The sequence below is a fragment of the Gordonia lacunae genome (assembly GCF_002149015.1).
GTDB classification, from domain to species: Bacteria; Actinomycetota; Actinomycetes; order Mycobacteriales; family Mycobacteriaceae; genus Gordonia; species Gordonia lacunae.
This window is the reverse complement of sequence record NZ_NGFO01000022.1, coordinates 1-20,565: the sequence shown is the minus strand read 5'-3', so window position 1 is coordinate 20,565 and position 20,565 is coordinate 1. Positions and strand designations below refer to the sequence as shown.

The 20,565-nt window shown below is 68.3% G+C and carries 17 protein-coding genes and 1 tRNA gene; 12 read left to right on the top strand and 6 right to left on the bottom strand.

Annotated features, from left to right (window positions below):
- Positions 1-21 precede the first annotated feature (21 nt).
- Positions 22-95 (bottom strand) — tRNA-Leu (locus CA982_RS17810).
- A 192-nt stretch (positions 96-287) separates the two neighbouring features.
- Here CA982_RS17810 and CA982_RS17805 point away from each other — a divergent pair.
- From CA982_RS17805 to CA982_RS17785, 5 genes are all read left to right on the top strand, one after another.
- On the top strand, positions 288-1,529 hold the full coding sequence (locus CA982_RS17805; RefSeq protein ID WP_086536604.1) for an oxygenase MpaB family protein: 1,242 nt from the start codon (positions 288-290) through the stop codon (positions 1,527-1,529).
- 58 nt (positions 1,530-1,587) lie between these two features.
- Positions 1,588-3,861 (top strand): MMPL family transporter, encoded by a 2,274-nt coding sequence (locus tag CA982_RS17800; RefSeq protein ID WP_086536603.1) that lies wholly within the window; start codon positions 1,588-1,590, stop codon positions 3,859-3,861.
- 55 nt (positions 3,862-3,916) lie between these two features.
- The gene (locus CA982_RS17795; protein WP_086536602.1) at positions 3,917-4,603 is read left to right on the top strand and encodes a TetR/AcrR family transcriptional regulator; all 687 of its coding nucleotides are present in this window, start codon (positions 3,917-3,919) and stop codon (positions 4,601-4,603) included.
- A gap of 144 nt (positions 4,604-4,747) precedes the next feature.
- Positions 4,748-5,614: a Bax inhibitor-1/YccA family protein gene (locus CA982_RS17790; RefSeq protein WP_086536601.1), complete on the top strand. Its 867-nt coding sequence runs from the start codon at positions 4,748-4,750 to the stop codon at positions 5,612-5,614.
- 137 nt (positions 5,615-5,751) lie between these two features.
- Positions 5,752-6,312: a DUF6790 family protein gene (locus CA982_RS17785; protein ID WP_086536664.1), complete on the top strand. Its 561-nt coding sequence runs from the start codon at positions 5,752-5,754 to the stop codon at positions 6,310-6,312.
- Here CA982_RS17785 and CA982_RS17780 read toward each other — a convergent pair.
- Together CA982_RS17780 and CA982_RS17775 are read right to left on the bottom strand one after the other, a co-directional pair.
- Entirely contained in the window at positions 6,305-7,528 is a 1,224-nt protein-coding gene (locus CA982_RS17780; RefSeq protein WP_086536600.1) for an acetyl-CoA C-acetyltransferase, read from the bottom strand. The genes CA982_RS17785 and CA982_RS17780 overlap by 8 nt on opposite strands.
- A 65-nt stretch (positions 7,529-7,593) precedes the next feature.
- Complete coding sequence (locus tag CA982_RS17775; RefSeq protein WP_414965011.1) at positions 7,594-8,529, bottom strand: SGNH/GDSL hydrolase family protein; 936 nt, start codon at positions 8,527-8,529, stop codon at positions 7,594-7,596.
- Positions 8,530-8,617: 88 nt separating this feature from the next.
- Between CA982_RS17775 and CA982_RS17770 the strand changes: the two genes are divergently transcribed.
- The 4 genes from CA982_RS17770 to CA982_RS17755 are packed head-to-tail and all read left to right on the top strand — an operon-like array spanning position 8,618 to position 15,676.
- Complete coding sequence (locus CA982_RS17770; RefSeq protein WP_086536598.1) at positions 8,618-10,012, top strand: cystathionine beta-synthase; 1,395 nt, start codon at positions 8,618-8,620, stop codon at positions 10,010-10,012.
- 10 nt (positions 10,013-10,022) lie between these two features.
- The gene (locus CA982_RS17765; RefSeq protein ID WP_086536597.1) at positions 10,023-11,195 is read left to right on the top strand and encodes a cystathionine gamma-synthase; all 1,173 of its coding nucleotides are present in this window, start codon (positions 10,023-10,025) and stop codon (positions 11,193-11,195) included.
- A gap of 22 nt (positions 11,196-11,217) precedes the next feature.
- Positions 11,218-12,417 (top strand): threonine ammonia-lyase, encoded by a 1,200-nt coding sequence (gene ilvA, locus CA982_RS17760; protein ID WP_086536596.1) that lies wholly within the window; start codon positions 11,218-11,220, stop codon positions 12,415-12,417.
- A 28-nt stretch (positions 12,418-12,445) separates the two neighbouring features.
- Positions 12,446-15,676 carry an AfsR/SARP family transcriptional regulator gene (locus CA982_RS17755; RefSeq protein WP_086536595.1) on the top strand — a complete coding sequence of 1,077 codons (3,231 nt, stop codon included), beginning with the start codon at positions 12,446-12,448 and terminating at the stop codon, positions 15,674-15,676.
- On the opposite strand, the gene CA982_RS17750 is transcribed toward CA982_RS17755, so the two are convergent.
- From CA982_RS17750 to CA982_RS17740, 3 genes are all read right to left on the bottom strand, one after another.
- The gene (locus CA982_RS17750; RefSeq protein ID WP_086536594.1) at positions 15,658-16,491 is read right to left on the bottom strand and encodes an ABC transporter permease; all 834 of its coding nucleotides are present in this window, start codon (positions 16,489-16,491) and stop codon (positions 15,658-15,660) included. The two genes, CA982_RS17755 and CA982_RS17750, sit on opposite strands and share 19 nt — an antisense overlap.
- A complete protein-coding gene (locus CA982_RS17745; protein WP_086536593.1) occupies positions 16,488-17,558 on the bottom strand; it encodes an ATP-binding cassette domain-containing protein in 1,071 nt (356 codons plus the stop codon). Before CA982_RS17745 ends, CA982_RS17750 begins: the two co-directional genes overlap by 4 nt.
- An 88-nt stretch (positions 17,559-17,646) precedes the next feature.
- On the bottom strand, positions 17,647-18,165 hold the full coding sequence (locus tag CA982_RS17740) for an SRPBCC family protein (RefSeq protein WP_086536592.1): 519 nt from the start codon (positions 18,163-18,165) through the stop codon (positions 17,647-17,649).
- 200 nt (positions 18,166-18,365) lie between these two features.
- On the opposite strand from CA982_RS17740, the gene CA982_RS17735 reads away from it, so the two are divergent.
- The 3 genes from CA982_RS17735 to CA982_RS17725 form a co-directional block, all read left to right on the top strand.
- Positions 18,366-19,109, top strand: coding sequence for a DUF4352 domain-containing protein (locus CA982_RS17735; protein WP_086536591.1), 744 nt, complete (start codon positions 18,366-18,368; stop codon positions 19,107-19,109).
- A gap of 226 nt (positions 19,110-19,335) precedes the next feature.
- Complete coding sequence (locus CA982_RS17730) at positions 19,336-20,265, top strand: hypothetical protein (protein ID WP_086536590.1); 930 nt, start codon at positions 19,336-19,338, stop codon at positions 20,263-20,265.
- A 114-nt stretch (positions 20,266-20,379) separates the two neighbouring features.
- On the top strand, positions 20,380-20,565 hold a 186-nt coding region (locus CA982_RS17725), incomplete at its 3' end, for a helix-turn-helix domain-containing protein (protein ID WP_144066047.1).

Genomic DNA, 20,565 nt, shown 5'->3' with positions numbered 1-20,565 from the left:
CCATAAACGCCTGGTCAGGAGTGCCCCCAGTCGGACTCGAACCGACACTGTGCCGATTTTAAGTCGGCTGCCTCTGCCAATTGGGCTATGGGGGCGCAGGGTCCGCGCGACGACGGTGCCCCTGGTGAGCATAGTCAGCCGGCGGCGTGGCGGCCGTCCTGTGGTCCGGCGTCGCCACGGATGGACCACAACTCGACTGCCGGACTTCGATCGAGGTCTGGCAGTCGAGTCGAGGTCTGGGAGTCAGACGTCCTTGACCGGTCCGGGCACCGGGGTGATCATGGGGCATGGACGCGGCAGCGGTGACCGGCGCACGTAATTGGGAGTCCGTCCGAGAACGGCACCCCACCATCGTCGAGCGTCTCGAGGCCGGTCTGATGCAGGGCGACCCGCTCGCCGACGCGGTGATCGCCGAGGCCCGGGAGCGGGGCATCTCGTTCTCCACCCTCGTCGCGCTGCTGGAGGCGCACAGCGCTGCCGATGCGGCATCCGATCCCGATCATCTCGAGATGCCCGCCTCGATGACGCATCTGCTCCAGGTCGCGAGTGTCCCGCCGCCGTGGTTCGATGCCGCCTGGGCCGAGGCCGGGGCCCGCGCGTGGTGGCGCTTCGGAACGCTGCAGTCGTCGACGCTGTATCAGTCGTTGATCTACGGGTTCAAGGCTCAGGGTTTCGTCCGGCCGCTCGTCGCCACCGGTCGGCTGGGGTCGGGGACCCGTGATCGGGTCGAGTCGACGGCGCGGTGGGTCGCCGAGGCGACGGCTCCCGGCTCGATGTTGCCGGGACGTCCCGGATGGGTTGCAACACTACGTATCCGTTTGCTGCACGCCTACATTCGCGACATTTTGCGGCATCCACCCGGTGGAGTGGCGGCGGAGCACGACGGCCCGGGTTGGGACGAAGACGAATGGGGCGCGCCCATCAACCAGACGTACTCGGTGATGACCATCTCGTGCGGCTTCCTCGCCCTACCCCTCGTCGTCGCACGGGATTTCGGCATCCACTACAGCAGCGCGGAGCGGGAGGCGATCACCCATCTCTGGCGTTGGATCGGCTGGGTCATCGGCGTCGACGACGACCTGCTCCCGCCGACCCACGAGGCGGCCACTGAATTGTTCGCCGTGGCAGGCGAATTCGAGCTGCGACCCGACGACTCGTCGAAGGTCCTGATCAAGGCGCTGCTCCGCGAGGGCTACGACCTCCCGCGCGTCGTGCACGGTGCCGCCCCGGTGCCGGTACCCGGGCTGCTGGTCTCCGCGGTGGATGCGCTGACGCGGCCGCTGCTCATGTCGTCGTTCTCGGCGATCAGCACCAGGTGGGTCGAGCGGCCGGTCGCCCGGCGGATGGGTCTGCGCCGGACGCCGCTGCATCATCTCGTCGATGTCGCGCGCCCTGCCGTTCGGCTGCGGGAGATCGCGCGGGCGACCGGGCTGCTCGGCTCGGAGTCGACGGTGATCGAACGCGAACTGCGCACCGTCCGACGCGGACTCGGAATGCCGCAACCGGCGGACACGACCTTGACCGCCTAAATTACTGCTGATAACTTAACGCCGTAAAGTCGATCGACCGACGCGACGAGGGGTCCGCATGCTGGTCAGAATGACACGGCTGGTCATATCCATGCCCAAACGCGTGCTGCTGGGTGCGCTCATCCTGCTGGTGGTGTGCGGTGCGTACGGCGCCACCGCGGCCCAACACCTTCTCGCGGGTGGCTACAGCGACCCGAACTCGGGTTCGGCCCGAGCCGAGAAGATCCTCGACGAGACGTTCAACCGTGGTGGGATCCAGGTCGTCCTCAAGCTCGACGGACCCGACGGTGTCGACATCTCACGTGACCCGACGGCGCGGGCGGTCGGGGACGACATCATCGCCGATCTGAACCGCAACGCGTACGTCCAGGACCAGATCCTGTCCGTATGGGCCAATCCGGCACTCGACTCCGCGCTGGTCAGTCGCGACCGGACGTCGACCCTGATCATCGCGTCGCTCGACGGGGGCGAGGATTCGGCACCGGCGCACGCCGAGGAGATCGAAGAGGCATTCGCCGGCGTCCGGGACGGGATCACCGTGCAGGTCGGCGGTCAGGGACTCGTCTTCGCGCAGGTCAACGATCAGACCTCGTCGGATCTGCTCATCGCCGAGGCGATCGCGATCCCGATCACGTTCATCGTCCTGATCTTCATCTTCGGCGGATTGCTCGCAGCGGCCGTCCCCGTCGGCATCGGCATCGTCTCGATCATCCTCACCTTCGCGCTCCTCCGCGTGATCGGATCGCTCACCGACGTCTCCGTGTTCGCGCTGAACCTCACCACCGCACTGGGTCTCGCGCTCGCGATCGACTACACGCTGCTGTTGCTGACGCGCTATCGGGAAGAGGTCGAGCACGGGCTGAGTCGCCCCGACGCGATCGTCCGAACCCTGGCCACGGCCGGACGGACCGTGGCGTTCTCTGCCGTGACCGTCGCCCTGTCGTTGAGCGCGCTGGTGCTCTTCCCGCAGTACTTCCTGCGATCCTTCGCATTCGCGGGTCTCGGCGTCGTGGTCGTTGCCGCGGTGTCGGCGCTCGTCCTGACCCCGGCCGTGCTCATGCTCCTCGGCGACCGCATCGACGCGTTTGACGCGCGCAAACCGCTGCGGCGCCTGTTGCGTCTGCCGCCGGCCCGGCCCGTCGAGCCCGAGGACACGTGGTGGTATCGGCTCGTGCAGTGGGTGCTTCGTCACGCACTGCCGGTCGCCGCCGTGGTCACGGTCTTCCTGCTGGTGCTCGGCGCACCGTTCCTGTCGATCAAGATGGGGTTCCCCGACGACCGGGTGCTTCCCGAGTCGGCGAGCTCGCACGCGATCCAGCAGGAGATCCGCGACGACTACGACGACGATCTGTCCGCCGCCGTCACCGTGGTCGTGCGGGGACCCGTCGATGATCAGACCCTGACGGCGTACACCCGCGCCCTGTCCGAGGTCGACGACGTCAACTCGGCGGGCTCATCGGCCGGCACGTTCGTCCGCGGTGCGCCGGTCGCCCCCGGCAGTCCGGACGACAGCCGGGGCGACGTACACGTGCTGAACGTCTCGACCGACCGCGACCCGATGAGTGACGCGGGGATCGCGCAACTCGACGACTTGCGCGCGGTGGCGTCCCCGGCGGGAACGGAGACGCTGTTCACCGGACTCGCCGCCACCACCGACGACACGGTCGGGTCCATCTACGCCCACCTGCCGTGGGTGCTCGGTCTGATCGCGATCGCGACATTCGTGCTGCTGTTCCTGTTCACCGGCAGCGTCGTACTGCCCCTGAAGGCGCTCGTCCTCAACATCCTGTCGCTGTCGGCGACATTCGGGGCGATGATCTGGTTCTTCCAGGAGGGTCATCTCGGAGGTTTGGGGACCACCGCGACGGGCACCCTCAACGCGACCATGCCGGTGCTGCTGTTCTGCGTCGCATTCGGCCTGTCGATGGACTACGAGGTGTTCCTGTTGGGACGGATTCGTGAGGAGTGGTTGAGATCGGACCGGACGCGAGCCGCCAGCGACCACGCCGTGGCGCTGGGCCTGGCCCGGACGGGACGGGTCATCACCGCGGCGGCCTTGCTGATGAGCATCGTCTTCGCCGCCATCGCGGCGTCGGAGGTGTCGTTCATGCGGATGTTCGGGGTCGGGCTCACCCTGGCGGTCCTGATGGACGCGACGCTCATCCGGATGTTCCTCGTCCCCGCGTTCATGAGGCTGGCGGGTCGGGCCAACTGGTGGGCGCCGGGGCCCCTGAGGCGGCTGCACGATCGGATCGGATTGTCCGAGGAGGCCCCCGAGATCGGTCGTGGTGCCGAGAAACCCGTGGCCGACACGGCGCCGTCGAAGGTCTGACACCGAATACCTCATATCGGCGACCGGACGACGGCGGTACGGATTCAGGAGTGCAGTGACGACACGGAGACGAGCGAGATCACCACGTGGATCGGGGGAGATCCTCGCCGAGGAGATCATCGAGGCCGCCGGTGAGTTGCTGGTGGAAAACGGGGAGGACACCGCGATGTCCATCCGCGCGGTCGCCAACCGCGTGGGGGTCACACCGCCGTCGATCTACCTGCACTTCGCCGACAAGGAGGCGCTGCTCGATGCGGTGTGCGCCCGTTATTTCGAGCGCCTCGACGACGAGATGGCCGCCGCGTCGGAGGGCGTCGACGATGCCTTCGAACGAGCGCTGAGCCAGGGGATGGCCTACGTGCGATTCGCCGTCGCCACGCCCGTGCTCTATCGCGTGGCGTTCGGCAAACCCACTCCCGAAGGGCATCCGTCGAAGGTCGACGAGGTGCTCGCCGCCAGTGCGTACTCCCGGTTCGTCGCAACGGTCACCGAGCTGGCCGACCTCGGCGTGTTCGACCCCGCAGAGATCGCGGACATCGTTCTCGAGTTCTGGGCCGCGGCCCACGGCATCGCGTCGTTGATGCTCGCCAAACCGGGCCTCGCATGGGGCGACGATTTCGCGCGGGCGGAGTCGATGCTGACCGCGATGTTCCTCGGCCGGGCCGCGCTCGGGACCGGTGACGGCTCGGATCCGACCGCCGTCCGCGGCCGGTTACGGGCGCTGCGCGAGGGCGTGAACTGACTCCGCGGCGGGTGTTCGACGACAGAAGAGTCAAGAGTCGGTAAAGTCGACGTCGACTCGGTCGTTCCGCGTTCTCGTCAGGGAACTCACAGGAAAGACCCGACGTTGAGACGGTATACATCCGTACCGATTAAGGAGCGCTTCGTGCGAGAAAGCAGCAATCCGGTGATGCGCGGCGTGGTCCGCGACAATCAATCCGGGTACGCGGGTTTCGGGGCCGGCATGGCCGGCGCCGGCGCCGCGGTCAACCAATACGGTCAGGCGACTGACCCCTACACCCAGCCGGCCCCGCCGGCCACCCGTCAGCTCACGATCGACGACGTCGTCACGAAGACCGCGATCACCCTCGGGGTGCTGACCCTGGCCGCGGTCGCCACCTACTTCGCGATCAGCAGCCGCGCGACCGAGGCCGCTCAGGCAGCTCTCGCGACGCCGCTCATGCTGGTCGGTGCCATCGCCGGTCTCGTCCTCGTCCTGGTGGCGAGCTTCGGGCGCAAGCAGGACAACCCGGCGATCGTGCTGGCCTACGCCGCGTTCGAGGGCCTGTTCGTCGGTGCGATCTCGTTCGTCTTCGCGAACTGGGCCGTCGCCGGTGACACCTCGGCCGGAGCCCTCATCGGCCAGGCGGTCCTCGGCACCTTCGGCGTGTTCTTCGGCATGCTGTTCGTGTACAAGGTCGGCGCCATCCGTGTGACGCCGCGTTTCACCCGCATGCTGTTCGCCGGCATGATCGGCGTCCTGGTCCTGATGCTGGGCAACCTGGTCATCGGCCTGTTCACCGGCGAGGCCGGCGTGCTCCGCGACGGCGGTCCGATCGCGATCATCTTCTCGCTGGTCTGCATCGCCCTCGCCGCGTTCAGCTTCCTGCTGGACTTCGACGCCGCGGATCGCCTGATCCGTGCCGGCGCACCCGACCGTGCCGCCTGGGGCGTCGCACTCGGCCTGACCGTCACCCTGGTGTGGCTCTACGTCGAGATCCTGCGCCTGCTGACCTACTTCAACTCCGACTAGTCGTCCGACGACAGCGGCCCCGCACCTCAGAGAAGAGGTGCGGGGCCGCTGTCGTGTCCGGGTCGGATGGCGACAAACTGTGCCACCCGATCGCGTTTGCCGGGCCGATCCGGCCGCCGCGGTTCTACCGTGCGGACATGGCGTTCTTTCTGATTCAGCTGGCGCTGATGATCATCGGCGCCGTGGTGCACATACTGGTGGACCGATCGGTGCGGCGACGCACTCTCGGCCGCGCAGCCGAACTCGTGCTGCTCTGGATTCTCGTTCCGGGAGGCGCGTTCGGCATCCTCGCCGGCATCGGGCACGTCGGACCAAACGCCCCGGAGATCGCCGAAGGCATCGGACCGGATTTCATCCCGTCGATGTTCCAATGGGAACTCGGATGGAACGACATCGCCGTCGGTGTCCTCGGGGTGCTCTGCTTCCGCGTGCGCAACCGTGGCGGATGGCTCGACGCCGCCGTCTGGGCGCTGGCGATCAGCTACGGCGGAGACCTTGCCGGCCACATCTCGCAGTACTACATCCACGACAACACCGCGACCAACAACGTCTGGGCGATTCCCGCCGAGATCTACATCGTCGGCGCGGTCGTCATCGCATGGCTCGTCTACCGACGAACAACCCCCCGCAGCGTCGCGGTCCGAGGACCGGATGCGGCGAGGGGCGTCGACGAGACGGAGGCGACCTCGATCAGCTGAGGCGCTCGAGCACCATGGCCATACCCTGACCGCCGCCCACACACATCGATTCGATGCCGAAGGTCTTGTCGTGGGTACGGAGGTTGTTGAGCAGAGTGGTCGTGATGCGGGCGCCGGTCATGCCGAACGGATGGCCGAGCGCGATCGCGCCGCCGGAGACGTTCAGCTTGTCGTGGTCGATGCCGAGTTCGGCGGCCGACCCGAGGACCTGAACGGCGAAGGCCTCGTTGATCTCGACGAGGTCGATGTCCGACAGCGACATCCCCGAGACCCGCAGCACCTTGCGGATCGCCTCGATCGGACCGAGGCCCATGATCTCGGGGGACAGGCCGGTTGCCGCGGTGGCGACGACCCGCGCGAGCGGGGTCAGACCCAGCTCCTTCGCCTTGGTGTCGCTCATGATGACCAGCGCCGCGGCGCCGTCGTTCAGCGGGCACGCGTTGCCCGCGGTGATGGTGCCGTCCGGGCGGAAGACCGGCTTGAGCTGCGAGATCTTCTCGTAGGTCGTGCCGGCGCGCGGACCGTCGTCGGTGGTGACGAGCGAGCCGTCGGGCAGGGTGACCGGATCGATCTCGCGCTCGAAGAACCCGGACTTGATGGCGTCCTCGGCGCGGTTCTGGCTCAGCACGCCCCACCGGTCCTGATCCTCGCGGGAGATGCCGGTGAACGACGCGACGTTCTCGGCGGTCTGGCCCATCGCGATGTACACGTCGGGGATGACCCCGTCCTTGCGCGGATCGTGCCAGATGCCCGCATCACCGGCGGCCGCCTTCTCGGTGCGGGCCATCGCGTCGTCGAACAGCGGGTTCTTCGAGTTCGGCGCGCCGTCGGCACCACCGGAGATCCCGAAGCTCGACACGCTCTCGACGCCACCGGAGATCAGGACGTCTGCCTCGCCGGCCTTGATGGCGTGCAGTGCCATCCGGGTGGTCTGCAACGACGACGAGCAGTAGCGGTTCACCGTGACACCGGGGATGTGGTCGTGACCCAGCTCGACCGCGATGACCCGGGCGATGTTGTAACCGCCCTGTCCGCCGGGCTGGCCGATGCCCCAGTGGATGTCCTCGATCAGGGCGGGGTCGAGCTCGGGCACCTTGGCGAGAGCGGCTTCGACCATCTGGCGCGACAGTTCGTCGGGCCGGACGTCTTTGAGGGATCCCTTGGCGGCGCGGCCGATCGGGGAACGGGCATGGGCAACGATGACAGCTTCAGGCATGTCCTCAAACTACCCCACCAAGCACCTGCTTGGTTGCACGGTCGGCGTGTCCGGAAAAGTACTGGTCAGGACTTTGTGAAGAGCCTTCTGACACGAGTGACGAGCCGTGTTTCTTCGACGGCCTCGGACACCTTGGGCGGCTCGGGCAGCGGTGTGGGTCCCCATTCGCCGATCGCGGCCAGGACCTCGGGCACGAGGATGTCGGCGGCCAGCTCGTACCCGGCGGCCGACGGATGGAAGCGGTCGGGCGAGAGCATGTGCTCCGGGCGCGCGAGGAACTCCTCGGTCAGCAGGTCGGCGAGTGGTACCGGGCGGCCGCCGGCGGCTCGGACCGCCGACCGCTGCGCGGCGGCCAGCGCAAGTCCCCAGCGTCGCAACACCATTCGCAGGGGTTGGGGGATCGCGGTGACCACCCCGAAGTCCGGGCAGGTGCCCACGATGACCTTCGCGCCCTCGTCGACGAGCGCGTGGACCGCCTCGCCGAGGCGGCGCGCCGATGGAAGTGGACTGTTCCGGGCGGTGACGTCGTTGGCGCCGACGAGGATGACGGCGACGTCGGGGCGCTCGTGGTGGACGAACATCGCCTCGATCTGAGCGGCGAGGCCCTTCGAGGTCGCACCCACGATGGCCTTGTTGGCGTACCGGACCACCCGGTCGGTCTCCGCGGCCACCCGGCGGGCGATCAGTACCCCCGGCGTCTCCTCGGCGGTCTCCGCGCCGAGCCCGGCCGCGGTCGAGTCGCCGAACACCACGAGGTACAGGTCGTAGACGGTGTCGCGGGTGAAGCGCTCGCTCGTGCCGTCGGGCCGGTACACGCCGTCGCCGTCCGGGGCGTTGTCGGTGCGATGCGGGATCACCACGCGGGCCTCGGCCGCCTGACTGTTCAGCAGGTTGTAGGCCGCCCATCCGGCACCGGCCGCACCCGCGGTCGCCGCCGCCGTGGCGCCGACATCGCGCACGATCCTCCCGGAGACGATTCCCTTGCGACTAGAACCGGACACGAGTGCCAGTTTAGGCGGTGAACGGCGTCTGCTGATCCCGGCAGCGGCCGGGTGTCGCCGTTCGCGGCCGCTCTGGGACCATGGACGCATGCGCATCGCCAATCACGTCGTCGACCTGGTGGGCAACACCCCGCTGGTCAAGCTGAACTCGGTGACCTCGCCCGGATCGGGCCTGGTCGCCGCCAAGGTCGAGTACCTCAACCCCGGTGGTAGCAGCAAGGACCGCATCGCCGTGCGGATGATCGACGCCGCCGAGGCGTCGGGCGAGCTGAAGCCGGGCGGGACCATCGTGGAACCGACATCGGGCAACACCGGCGTCGGCCTGGCGCTCGTCGCGCAGCAGCGCGGCTACAAGTGCGTGTTCGTCTGCCCGGACAAGGTGGGCGAGGACAAGCGCAACGTCCTGCGCGCGTACGGCGCCGAGGTCGTGGTCTGCCCGACCGCGGTGGAGCCGTCCCACCCGGACAGCTACTACAGCGTCTCCGACCGCCTGGTCACCGAGATCGACGGTGCGTGGAAGCCCAACCAGTACGCCAACCCGGCCGGCCCGCAGAGTCACTACGAGACCACCGGGCCCGAGATCTGGGCCGACACCGACGGCAAGATCACGCACTTCGTGGCGGGCGTCGGCACGGGCGGGACGATCACCGGCACCGGCCGGTACCTCAAGGAGATCTCCGACGGTGCGGTGAAGGTCGTCGGCGTCGATCCCGAGGGTTCGGTGTACTCCGGCGGGACCGGTCGGCCGTACCTGGTAGAGGGCGTCGGCGAGGACTTCTGGCCGTCGGCCTACGACCCGGCCGTCCCCGACGAGATCATCGCCGTCTCCGACGCCGACTCCTTCGACATGACCCGGCGGCTGGCCCGCGAAGAGGGCCTGCTGGTGGGCGGGTCGTGTGGGATGGCGGTCGTCGCGGCACTGCAGGTCGCCGAACGCGAGGGACCCGACGCCGTGGTCGTCGTCCTGCTGCCCGACGGCGGTCGCGGCTACATGGCGAAGATCTTCAACGACCAGTGGATGAGCAGCTACGGCTTCCTGCGCACCCCGCTCGACGCCAACACCAAGGAATCCCTCGTCGGGGATGTGTTGCGCGGCAAGACCGGCGCGCTGCCCGACCTCGTGCACACCCATCCGCAGGAGACGCTGCGCGATGCGATCGAGATCCTCCGCGAGTACGGCGTGTCCCAGATGCCGGTCGTCGGCGCCGAGCCGCCCGTGATGGCCGGCGAGGTCGCGGGTGCGGTCACCGAACGAGACCTGCTCAGCGCGGTCTTCGAAGGTCGGGCCAGCCTCGCCGACCCCGTGTCGGCCCACATGGGTGAGCCGTTCCCGCTCATCGGTTCCGGCGAACCGGTGTCGGCGGCCACCAAGGCGCTCGGCGACTGCGACGCGCTCATGGTCGTCGAGGACGGCAAACCCATCGGCGTGATCACGCGCCACGACCTGCTCGCCTTCGTGTCGAGCCACCCGATCGTCGGATAGGAGCACCACCGTGAGTGAACGACGCAGTGCCGCGGATTCGGTTCGCTGGCAAGGCTTCTCGACCCGCGCCATCCATGCCGGTTACGACCCGGATCCCCAGACGGGCGCGGTGAACGTCCCGATCTACGCGAGTTCGACCTTCGCCCAGGACGGTGTCGGTGGACTGCGCGACGGCTTCGAATACGCGCGCACCGGCAACCCGACCCGACGCGCGCTCGAGGCCAATCTCGCCGCTCTCGAGAGCGGCACCTACGGACGGGCTTTCGCCTCCGGCATGGCGGCCACCGACTGCCTGCTGCGGTCGACGCTGCGGCCGGGTGACCATCTGGTGATCCCCAACGACGCCTACGGCGGTACCTTCCGGCTGATCGACAAGGTCTTCAGCCAGTGGGGCATCACCTACTCGGTGGCCCCGGTGTCCGATGTCGCCGCGGTGCGCGACGCCATCCGGCCGGAGACCAAGCTGGTCTGGACCGAGACACCGACCAACCCGCTGCTCAACGTCGGCGACATCGAGACCCTCGCCGCCGTCGCGCACGAGGCCGGCGCGAAGCTCGTCGTCGACAACACCTTCGCCTCGCCGTACCTGCAGCAGCCACTCGTGCTGGGTGCCGACGTCGTCCTGCACTCGACGACCAAGTACCTGGGCGGACACTCGGACGTCGTCGGCGGCGCACTGGTCACCGACAGCGAGGAGCTCGACGAGGCGTTCGCGTTCCTGCAGAACGGTGCCGGCGCGGTTCCCGGGCCGTTCGACGGATTCCTGACGCTTCGTGGCATCAAGACCCTCGGGGTGCGGATGGATCGGCACTGCGACAACGCGGAGAAGGTCGTCGAGTTCCTGACCGGGCACGACAAGATCGACGCCGTCCTGTACCCGGGTCTGGAGAACCATCCGGGACACGAGGTCGCGGGCAAGCAGATGAAGCGCTACGGCGGCATGGTCTCGGTGCTGGTCAAGGGCGGCCTCGACGACGCCAAGGAGTTCTGCGCCCGCACCGAGGTGTTCACGCTCGCCGAATCGCTCGGCGGCATCGAGTCGCTGATCGAACACCCCGGTGCGATGACGCACGCCTCGACCGCCGGATCGCTGCTCGAGGTGCCGGCCAACCTCGTCCGGCTCTCGGTGGGCATCGAGGACATCGACGACATCCTCGGCGATCTGGAGAACGCGCTGCGCTGAGCCGGAGCGGATACTGGTGCGCATGCTGCTGACCGCCGCCGATGTCGACCGGGCCGTCGAGGAACTGACGGGGGTGATCCGGCGGACGCCGACGATCGCCTCGCGGGTGGTGTCCGAGCGCAGCGGGGCCCAGGTCTGGCTCAAGTGCGAGAATCTGCAGCGCACCGGGTCTTTCAAACCGCGCGGGGCGTACCTGCGCATCTCCCGGCTGTCGGCGGCGGAACGCGCGCGCGGGGTCGTTGCGGCCAGCGCGGGTAACCACGCGCAGGGAGTCGCCTGGGCGGCATCGGATCTGGGCATCGCGTCGCGGGTCTACATGCCGACCGGTGCCGCGTTGCCGAAGATCGCCGCCACGAAAGCCTATGGCGCCGAGGTGGTGCTCGCGGGATCGACGGTCGACGAGGCGCTCGTCGAGGCACAGCGACATGCCGAGGCCACGGGCGCGGCCCTGATCCATCCGTTCGACCATCTCGACATCGTGGCCGGGCAGTCGACGGTCGGGGTGGAGATCCTGGAGCAGATCCCGGACGTCGCCACGATCGTGGTGCCGCTCGGCGGCGGTGGACTGCTGGCCGGAGTCGCCGCCGCGGTGCGTCTGCGGCGTCCGGAGGTGAGGGTGATCGGCGTCCAGGCGGCGCAGGCCGCGGCCTGGCCGGCATCGATCGCCGAAGAGCGTCCCGTGCCCGCGACGTCGATGAACACGATGGCCGACGGCATCGCCGTCGCAACGCCCGGGGCGGTTCCGTTCGCCCATGTCACGGAGTTCGTGGACCGGGTCGTCACGGTCAGCGAGGAGGAGTTGAGCACCGCGCTCCTGCTGATGCTCGAGCGGGCCAAGCTGGTGGTCGAGCCAGCCGGGGCCGCGGCGGTGGCGGCTGCCGTGAGTGGACGGCTCGGGCTGTCGGGAACCGCGTGCGTCGTACTGTCCGGCGGAAACATCGACCCGTTGCTGCTGCGCCATGTGACGACGCACGGCCTGACCGCCGCCGGACGTTTCCTCACCGTGACGGCCACCGTCTCGGACCGTCCCGGTGGTCTCGTCACCCTCCTCGAACTGCTCCGCGACCTGGGGGCGAGCGTGCTCGACGTCGTTCACTCGCGCGTCGCCGACGACCTGTATCTCGGTGAGGTGCAGGTGACCGTGAGCGTCGAGACCCGTGGGCACGACCACCAGCACGACGTCCGTCGGGCCCTCGCCGACGCCGGGTTCCTGCGCGACTGAGCGTGGGCGACGGCGCTAACCTGTCTTGGTGCCTGCCGACGGACCCGCCCTGATCGGTGTGCTGGGCCCGATCGCGGTCGGATCGTGCCCGGTGGGTGCGGAGCGGCCCGACCGGCTCGTCGGAGTGCCGGGTCTGCGTGCCCGACGCCTGCTCGTGTCGCTCGCCCTCGCCGAGGGGCGTGTGCGTTCCGCGGACCGCCTGATCGACGACGTCTGGGCCGACGATCCGCCGCGTTCGCCCCACAGTGCGCTGCACACCCAGGTGTCCCGGCTGCGCAAGCTCCTGCCCGAGGGGGTTCTGGAGGGCACCGAGAACGGTTATCGACTGCGCAACAGCCGCACCGACCTCGACGTGGTCGACACGCTGCTCGCCGAAGGCGACCGGGATGCCCACGACCGGGCCCGGCAGTGGTGGCGCGGCGTGCCCGGAGACGATCTCGGGGATGGGTCCCCGGTGACGGCGACGCTGTCGGCACGCATTCGACGCACCCGAGACGCGCTCGACGGTGCGCAGCTGACGGCCGCGCTCGCCGAGGGCGACTTCGCGACCGCGCGATCCATCGCCGAACAACGCTGCGCGCGAGACCCGTTCGACGAGTCGGCACACACCGCCCTGATGCGGGCGCTGGCCGGCGAAGGTCGCGCCGCCGACGCGCTCGCCGTGTTCGACCGGCTCAGACGTCGCTTGTCGGCCGAGCTGGGGATGGACCCGGGGGCCGAGGTGACCCGGGCCCACGCCGACATCCTCGCCGCGGCACCACCGGCGATCAGTACGCCCCGACCGACGCGTGCCGTCGGATTGCGCTCGCCCACCACCGAACTCATCGGCCGCGGCGCCGACCTCGACGTCGTGGCGGACATGCTCGACACCGGGCGTGTGGTGACCGTGCTCGGACCGGGCGGCGTCGGCAAGACGAGGGTCGCGACCGAGATGGGCCATCGACTGCATGCGGCGGGAGTCCCGGTCTTCTTCGTGTCCCTCGCGTCGGTGCGGTCCGACGACGACGTGATCCCGGCGATCGCCGCCACCCTCGGGGTCGGCGAATCGGATCTCTCCGCCACCGGCCGCCCGCGCATGACACCCGGAGACCTGACCGCACGTCTCGAGGACGTGCTACGCGAGCGCGCATCGGTGGTGATCCTGGACAACTGCGAACAGATCGTCGGCGCGTGCGCCCGGATCGTCGCCGAACTCACCGCCGCGGTACCCGGCGTCCGCGTCCTGTCCACCAGCCGCACGCCGCTGGCCATCGTCGGTGAGCAGGTGCATCAGCTGCCCGTACTGGCGGCGGTGGACGCGGATTCACCGGCGGTGCAACTGTTCCGGACGCGCGCGCGAGCTGTGCGTCCCGACGCGGAGCTGCCCCCGGAGCGCGTCGTCGAGCTGTGCCGCCACCTCGACGGACTGCCGCTGGCCATCGAGCTGGCGGCAGCCCGGATCCGGACGATGACGGTCGAGGAGATCGCCGACCGGCTGGGGGAGAAGTTCGCACTCCTGCGCTCGGCCGACCGCACCACGCCGGACCGGCACCGCACGCTCTACGCGGTGATCGAGTGGAGCTGGGAGCTGCTCGACGACGCCGGCCGGGCAGCGCTGGTGCAGCTGTGCCGCTTTCCCGGTGGGTTCGGCCGATCGGCTGCCCGCGCGGTGACCGGGGCCGCCGGGACGGTTCTCGACGACACCCTCGAGAGTCTGACCAACCAGTCGCTCCTGTCGGTCGTGGAGACCGACGGTTCGGCCCGTTTTCGCATGCTGGAGATGGTTCGTGAGTTCGGCGAGACCCGGATGGACGCCGACCTGGCGGCCCGGGTCGAGTCGCGGATGCGCGGCTGGGCAATCGAATTCGTCTCTCGGATGCGCGACCTGGCCGAGAACGGCGACCATCCCGCGGGTGCCGGTGGCATGGCGCGCGAAGCCGACAACCTAACGTGGATTCTCCGGTCGGCCTGTGAGTCTGCGGCCGCGGCGCCGACCGACGGCGTCGTCGCGGTGCTCACCACGCTGTACCCGGCACTGGCGTATCACTGGACGGTTCGTGGCCTGCACGGGGAGACGCGCGCGTGGGGCGCGCGGGTGCTGATGGCGTTACCGCGCCCTCCCGCGGCACCCGACGACACGGTCCGCGAGAACTGGCAGGTGACCGCCATCGTCGGAGCGGTGCACGGGACGATGACCGGCGAACTCCGGGTGGTCGCCACCGCCAGATTCATCCTGCGCGGGTTGCATCGTGCCGGTCTCACCTACGATCGTGCGAGCGAATTCGTGTCCGCTGTCGCGTTGGCGCCGAACGCGGTCCGGGGTTACCGCATGGTCTGTCGGGCCGCCGAGACCGCGACCGACGACGAGGTGCGGGCGCTGGCGCTGACAATGCGGTCCCATCTGCGGGAGAACCGCGGGCTGCTGGGTCCCGCGCTCCGGGACTCGATCGCATCGGGTGATTGGCTCACCCGCAGCCGCTATGCCCCGTGGTTCCAGGGGATGTGGCAATCGAGTACCGGCAGCCTGTACTCGCAGCAGGGCCGTTATGCTGCGGCGGCGTCGACGTACCGGGTCGGGATCGACCTGCTGGGGCGCCTGCACGCCGTCGAGGACGTCCGCCAGCTCCAGACCTTTCTGGCGCTCACCCTGCTCGCCGACGGCCGGGTCGCCGATGCCCGACGCGAACTCGGGGTCATCGTCGACGAGTGGGATCTCGACGTCGAGGACCCGCAGGGGAATCCGGAGGTCACCGGACCGGCGCTGCTCGGTGTCGCCGAACTCGCTCTCGTCGACGGTCTGCCCGAGGACGAGGTCGCGGCGATGTTCGCCCGGGCCGCACGGATCATGTTGCGGGATCACCCGTTCGGCGTCGCCGATCCCGCGGTGCTGATGGTGGTCAGTGGGTGTGTGGCCGGGCTGGTGCGGTGCGGAGACATCGAGACGGCATGGGAACTGGTCCCGCAGATGGTGAAGGGGCTCGACGACATGGTGTTCGGGCCCGGGTGGCAGGACCTCCCGCAAGCCGGCACCGTGGCCGCGGCGTTCACCGTGCTGTACGGCGCGGACCGTGCGTCGTCAGACCCTCTCGGCCGGCGCCTCGTCGAGCTGACGCTGAGTCTTCCCGGACGCCAGGACTATCCGTCGTTGCGGTGGGCTCGGCAGTGGTCTGAGGACCGGAGTCGGGAGCACGACGGCGCGGCCCGGCACCGAAGGGTGCCGCGCCGCATCGCCGTGGACGAGCTCGCCGGCGTGATCCGCGATCACGCGTTGCGCATATAGGCCCGTACCGCGAGCGGGGCGAACACGGCGGTGATCACCGCGGCGCCGATCAGGGCCCACACGACGTGGATTCCGGCATGACCGGAATTCGTCAGTTCGCGGACCGCCGTGACGAGATGGCTGACCGGGTTGACGTTCACGAAGCCCTGCAGCCACCCGGGCATGGTGTCGACCGGGACGAAGGCATTCGACATGAAGGTCAGCGGGAACATGATCATCATCGAGATACCCTGCACGGCCGACGCTTTGCTCATGAGGCAGCCCATGAGAGCGAAGATCCACGAGACCGCGAAGCTGCACACGATGATGAGTGCGGCCGAGGCGATCACGCCGAGAACATCGGGGCGCCAGCCCATCAGCACACCCATCACGACGGTCAGTACGGTGGCGATGGAGTAGCGGATGACGTCGGCGAGCAGGGCGCCCGCGAGTGGGCTGATCCGGGCGATCGGCAGCGAACGGAACCGGTCGAAGACGCCCTTGTCCATGTCCTCCCGCAACTGGGTGCCGGTGACGATCGAGGTCATGATCACGGTCTGCACGAGGATGCCCGGGATGATCACCGGGAGATAGGCTTCCACGTTGCCGCTGATCGCGCCGCCGAAGATGTAGGTGAACATCAGCGTGAAGATGATCGGCTGGAAGGTGACGTCGAAGAGCTGTTCGGGGTTGTGCCGGATCTTGAGCACACCGCGGTAGGCCATGCTGAACGACTGCCGGAACGACTCGGCCAGGCTGATGGAGGTCTTCACCTGCGCGCGTGCGGCGCGGGTCGTGATCGAGGTCGACGGGGGACTGTCGAGGGTGGTGGTCATGAACGGGCCTCCTGGGTGGGGTCGGACGACGGTGTGTCGGATGACGGGTGTGCGGCTGGGTCGGTGTCGGCGTCCGACTCGGCCGGCCTGCCGGTGATGGTGAGGAACACCTCGTCGAGACTGGGTTTCTGCACGGTGATCTCCTCGACGCCGATCCCGTTCTCGCGCAGAGCGATCAGGACGTCGGGCACCAGCTCGGCCGAACTCAGCGGCACGGTCGTCCGCGCGGCCTCCGGGCTCAGCGTGGCCTTCTGCCCGAGGATCGACTCGGCGATCTCGCACACGCGGGGTGCGTCCGCACGATCGGCCGCGACGAGCTGGAGTGTGCTGGCGCCGATCGAGTGCTTGAGTTCGTCGGCCGTGCCGTCGGCGATGACACGGCCGTGATCGATGACGGCGATGCGGTCGGCCAGCTGATCGGCCTCGTCGAGGTACTGGGTGGTGAGCAGGACCGTCGATCCGCCCGCGACGAGCCGGCGGATGGTGTCCCACATCTGGGCACGGGTACGCGGGTCGAGGCCGGTCGTCGGTTCGTCGAGGAACAGCAGCGGCGGGGTGTCGATCAGGCTGGCCGCGAGGTCCAGGCGCCGACGCATGCCGCCGGAGAAGTTCTTCAGCGGTCGGGCCGCGGCGTCGGTGAGGGCGAATTCCTCGAGCAACTCGTCGGCGCGCGAGCGGGCCGCGGTCCGTGAGAAGCCGAGTAGGCGGGCGAAGAGCACCAGGTTCTGGGTGGCGGTGAGATCCTCGTCGACGGAGGCGTACTGGCCGGTGACCCCGACGAGCGAGCGCACCGCGACCGCGTCGTCGACGACGTCGTAGCCGAAGACCCGCGCCTCTCCGGCGTCCGGCCGCAGCAGGGTGGCCAGCATGCTGACGGTGGTCGTCTTTCCCGCGCCGTTGGGGCCGAGGACGCCGTACACCGATCCGGTCGGCACGGCGAGGTCGACACCGTTGACCGCGCGGGTCGAACCGAAGTGCTTGACGAGGCCGCGAGCGTCGATCGCCAGGTCGGTGCGGGGGGACCGGGCCGACCCGGCGTCGGGCCGGGGAGTGGTTGTCGTTGTCATGCCGACGACTGTCGCGCCGCCGCCTGTCGTCGGGCTTGCGTCGGCTTACGTGGTGCTGTCGTGGGGCGTCGGCGGTGCGGGGGCAGACCTACGTCGCGGGTTCGAGATTCGCGAAGTGGTTGAGGGTGTCGGCCTCGATGGTCTTGTAGACCGTCGACGACGCCGGACCGGAGAAGGCGGTGACCACGCGCGAGGACGTGGGCAGTTCCAGTGCGAAGGTCCACTTGAGCCGGCATCCCACGTCGGCGGGCAGGATCTCGGTCGCCTCGCCGAAACGCCGGATGCCCGGGACGTTCGCCCGAAGAACGCGAAAACCGTTGCGGTAGTGCCCGTTCTCCGGATCTTCGGTCCAGTCGAAGAAGTCTTCCTCGAGGGTCACGTAGCCGGGGCCCAGGACCGCGCGGCGCTGGGTCCCCACACCGTACGGCGGCGGAGACACGAACTCGATCTTCTTGATCGCGCGACACCAGTCCAGGGTGTTCTGCCGGGTGAACTCGGCCCACGCGCGGTCCGGCGTGACCGGCAGGCGGACGTCGATGACGTGCCGGACCGGCGCATTGTCGAAGAAGTCGAGATCGAAGGTCTGCAGCTCATGGGAACGTGCCATGGGTCACATTCAAGCACGGCGCTCCGATGGGTGCCTCGGGCCTTCGCCTCGACCCTCGGAACGACTAGCGACCTCGACCCGTGATGCGAAGTTCACCTGTTCGGACGACGTTGAACCACATGAGATTTGTCGGATTCGTATGAGAATCTGCCTTCAGATGCGGCGAAGCTTCCCGACGCCGCACTTGGAGAAGGACAACGATGACCGACCCCCAGAATCACAATCCCAACCCCCACGCGAGTCAGCAACCGCCATACGGCCAGCCGTATCAAGGACAGCAATACGGACAGCCGCCGCAACCCGGAGCCCCCCAATACGGCGCTCCCCAGTATGGTGCTCCGCCGCAGCCGTACCCGAGCCCAGCTGTGAAGAAGAAAAAGAAGTGGCCTTGGGTTATCGGTGGGCTTCTCGTTCTGCTAATCATCGTCATCGCTGCGACTTCCGGGGGTGGGAGCGATGAGTCGAGCAACACCGCGGAGTCCGGCAACTCGAACTCGTCCGAAGCGGGTGGCTCCGATGGGGCGCCTGACGGTGAAGAATCCGCGCCAGGTCTCAACACGAAGGTGCGTGACGGCAAGTTCGAGTTCGTCGTGACCGGTGTGGAGCCTGGCCTGACGTCAGTGGGCGACAATCCCTACCTGACTGAACAGGCGCAAGGCCAGTTCGTGATCGTGAGTATGACGGTGACGAACACCAGCAATGAACCTAAGAGCTTCTCGCCCAGCGATCAGAAGTTGTTCGACAACAAGCGGCGAAGCTTTGAGCCCAGCTCGACAGCTCAAATCGCGCTAGGAGGCTCTGACATTCCCGTGTGGGACAACATCAATCCGGGTAATGCGGTCGAGGTGAAGGTCGTTTACGACATGCCGAAGGACGCTGTCCCCGCGTCCATCGAGTTGCATGACTCGGTTTTCTCGGACGGGGTCAAAGTCACTCTGTCCTGACTCACCGCGGCCGTTCTGCCATCGAAGAGCGTGGGACGGCCGTGCCGCACAATAGTGTTTCGCGCTACCAGTCGGTCTCTTCGACCGGCAGACCTCAACTCGACCGCCAGACCTCGATCGACGTCTGGCCGTCGAGTTGCAGTCTGCCGGTCCGTAACGCGATGAGGTCACGTATCAGGTGCGCCGCCGATGTGAACCGAAACCGCCTGCAGTGCGTCCAACCCTTATGACAACTTTTCCCACTGACCGATACGGACTCGTTCGGCGCGAGACGACGCTACGGCTGGGCATCGGCGACGATGTCGTGAGGTCGGCGGTGAAGCGGGGCGAACTGGTGAGGCTCGCGCCGGGTGTCTGCACGACCGCCACCGATGATATGGACGATCTGTACCGCCTGAGGTCTGTAGGGGTGGCGACATCCGCCCGTGATTGCGATTCCTCGCTACTCGGTCACGATTCGGCTGCGGCGGTCCTGCGTCTGTCACTCCTTCACCCCGAGCGGGAGCGCGTGCATCTGACCAGGGTCGAGCCGGGGGCCGGCTTCGTGCGTGGGCTCCGTGCCGTACACGCGGGACCCCTGACCGCAGCGGAGATCGTGGAGATCGACGGTGTCCGGGTCACCAACCTCGAGCGGACCGCGGTGGACGTGGCGATGGCCGGCCACTTCGCGCAGGCGCTGGTCGTGTTCGACCGCGCGCTCGCCGCCGGTGCGGACGCAGACACGATGGCGCGTCTTCTGGAGTCGCGTCTGCGATGGCGAGGTGTGGGGATCGCGCGTCGTGCATTGTCGTTCGCCGACAGTGCCGCGGAGAGTGTGGGGGAGTCGTGGAGTCGAGCGCAGATGATCGAGGCCGGTCTCCCCTTGCCGCGTCTCCAGCACACGTTCCCGACCCATGAGGGCCCGGCACGGACCGACTTCGACTGGGACGGAGTACTTGTCGGCGAGTTCGATGGACTGCAGAAGTACGGCCGCCTGGTGCGGCGCGGTGAGACCCCGCGCGATGCGCTCATTCGAGAGAAACGCCGGGAGGATGCGCTGCGCGCGCAAGGGATCATGGTGATCCGGTGGACATGGGGAACGCTCGAACGAGGCGAGCTGGCAGGCCTGCTCCGGCCGTGGGTCGACAAGCTCACTGCTGCCGAGCCGGCGAGCTAGATGTACTGACCACGGACGTTAGGTACGGCCTACGGCGTGGCGTGGTGACATGAAGAAGACCTCCGAGTGGAGTGCGAGCTGTCTAAGGAACGCTCCCCATCCTCGGAGGTCTTCGTGTCCCACCGTAATGCCCCATTGTCAGAAACCGGGCGTCTGCGTCTGGCCCGCTGCATCGTTGAGGACGGTTGGTCGCTGCGCCGTGCCGCTGAACGATTCCAAGTCGCGGTGACCACCGCCCAGCGATGGGCTCGGCGTTACCGCGAGCAGGGACCGACGGGCATGGCCGACCGCAGCTCACGA

What these genes read in the sequence shown, in the direction of transcription:
- ilvA (WP_086536596.1), top strand. Translation starts at nt 11,218, where the DNA reads ATGCTGCTGACCGCCGCCGATGTCGACCGGGCCGTCGAGGAACTGACG.
- CA982_RS17800 (WP_086536603.1), top strand. Translation starts at nt 1,588, where the DNA reads ATGCTGGTCAGAATGACACGGCTGGTCATATCCATGCCCAAACGCGTG.
- CA982_RS17780 (WP_086536600.1), bottom strand. Translation starts at nt 7,528, where the DNA reads ATGCCTGAAGCTGTCATCGTTGCCCATGCCCGTTCCCCGATCGGCCGC.
- CA982_RS17745 (WP_086536593.1), bottom strand. Translation starts at nt 17,558, where the DNA reads ATGACAACGACAACCACTCCCCGGCCCGACGCCGGGTCGGCCCGGTCC.
- CA982_RS17770 (WP_086536598.1), top strand. Translation starts at nt 8,618, where the DNA reads ATGCGCATCGCCAATCACGTCGTCGACCTGGTGGGCAACACCCCGCTG.
- CA982_RS17750 (WP_086536594.1), bottom strand. Translation starts at nt 16,491, where the DNA reads ATGACCACCACCCTCGACAGTCCCCCGTCGACCTCGATCACGACCCGC.
- CA982_RS17785 (WP_086536664.1), top strand. Translation starts at nt 5,752, where the DNA reads ATGGCGTTCTTTCTGATTCAGCTGGCGCTGATGATCATCGGCGCCGTG.
- CA982_RS17740 (WP_086536592.1), bottom strand. Translation starts at nt 18,165, where the DNA reads ATGGCACGTTCCCATGAGCTGCAGACCTTCGATCTCGACTTCTTCGAC.
- CA982_RS17735 (WP_086536591.1), top strand. Translation starts at nt 18,366, where the DNA reads ATGACCGACCCCCAGAATCACAATCCCAACCCCCACGCGAGTCAGCAA.
- CA982_RS17805 (WP_086536604.1), top strand. Translation starts at nt 288, where the DNA reads ATGGACGCGGCAGCGGTGACCGGCGCACGTAATTGGGAGTCCGTCCGA.
- CA982_RS17730 (WP_086536590.1), top strand. Translation starts at nt 19,336, where the DNA reads ATGACAACTTTTCCCACTGACCGATACGGACTCGTTCGGCGCGAGACG.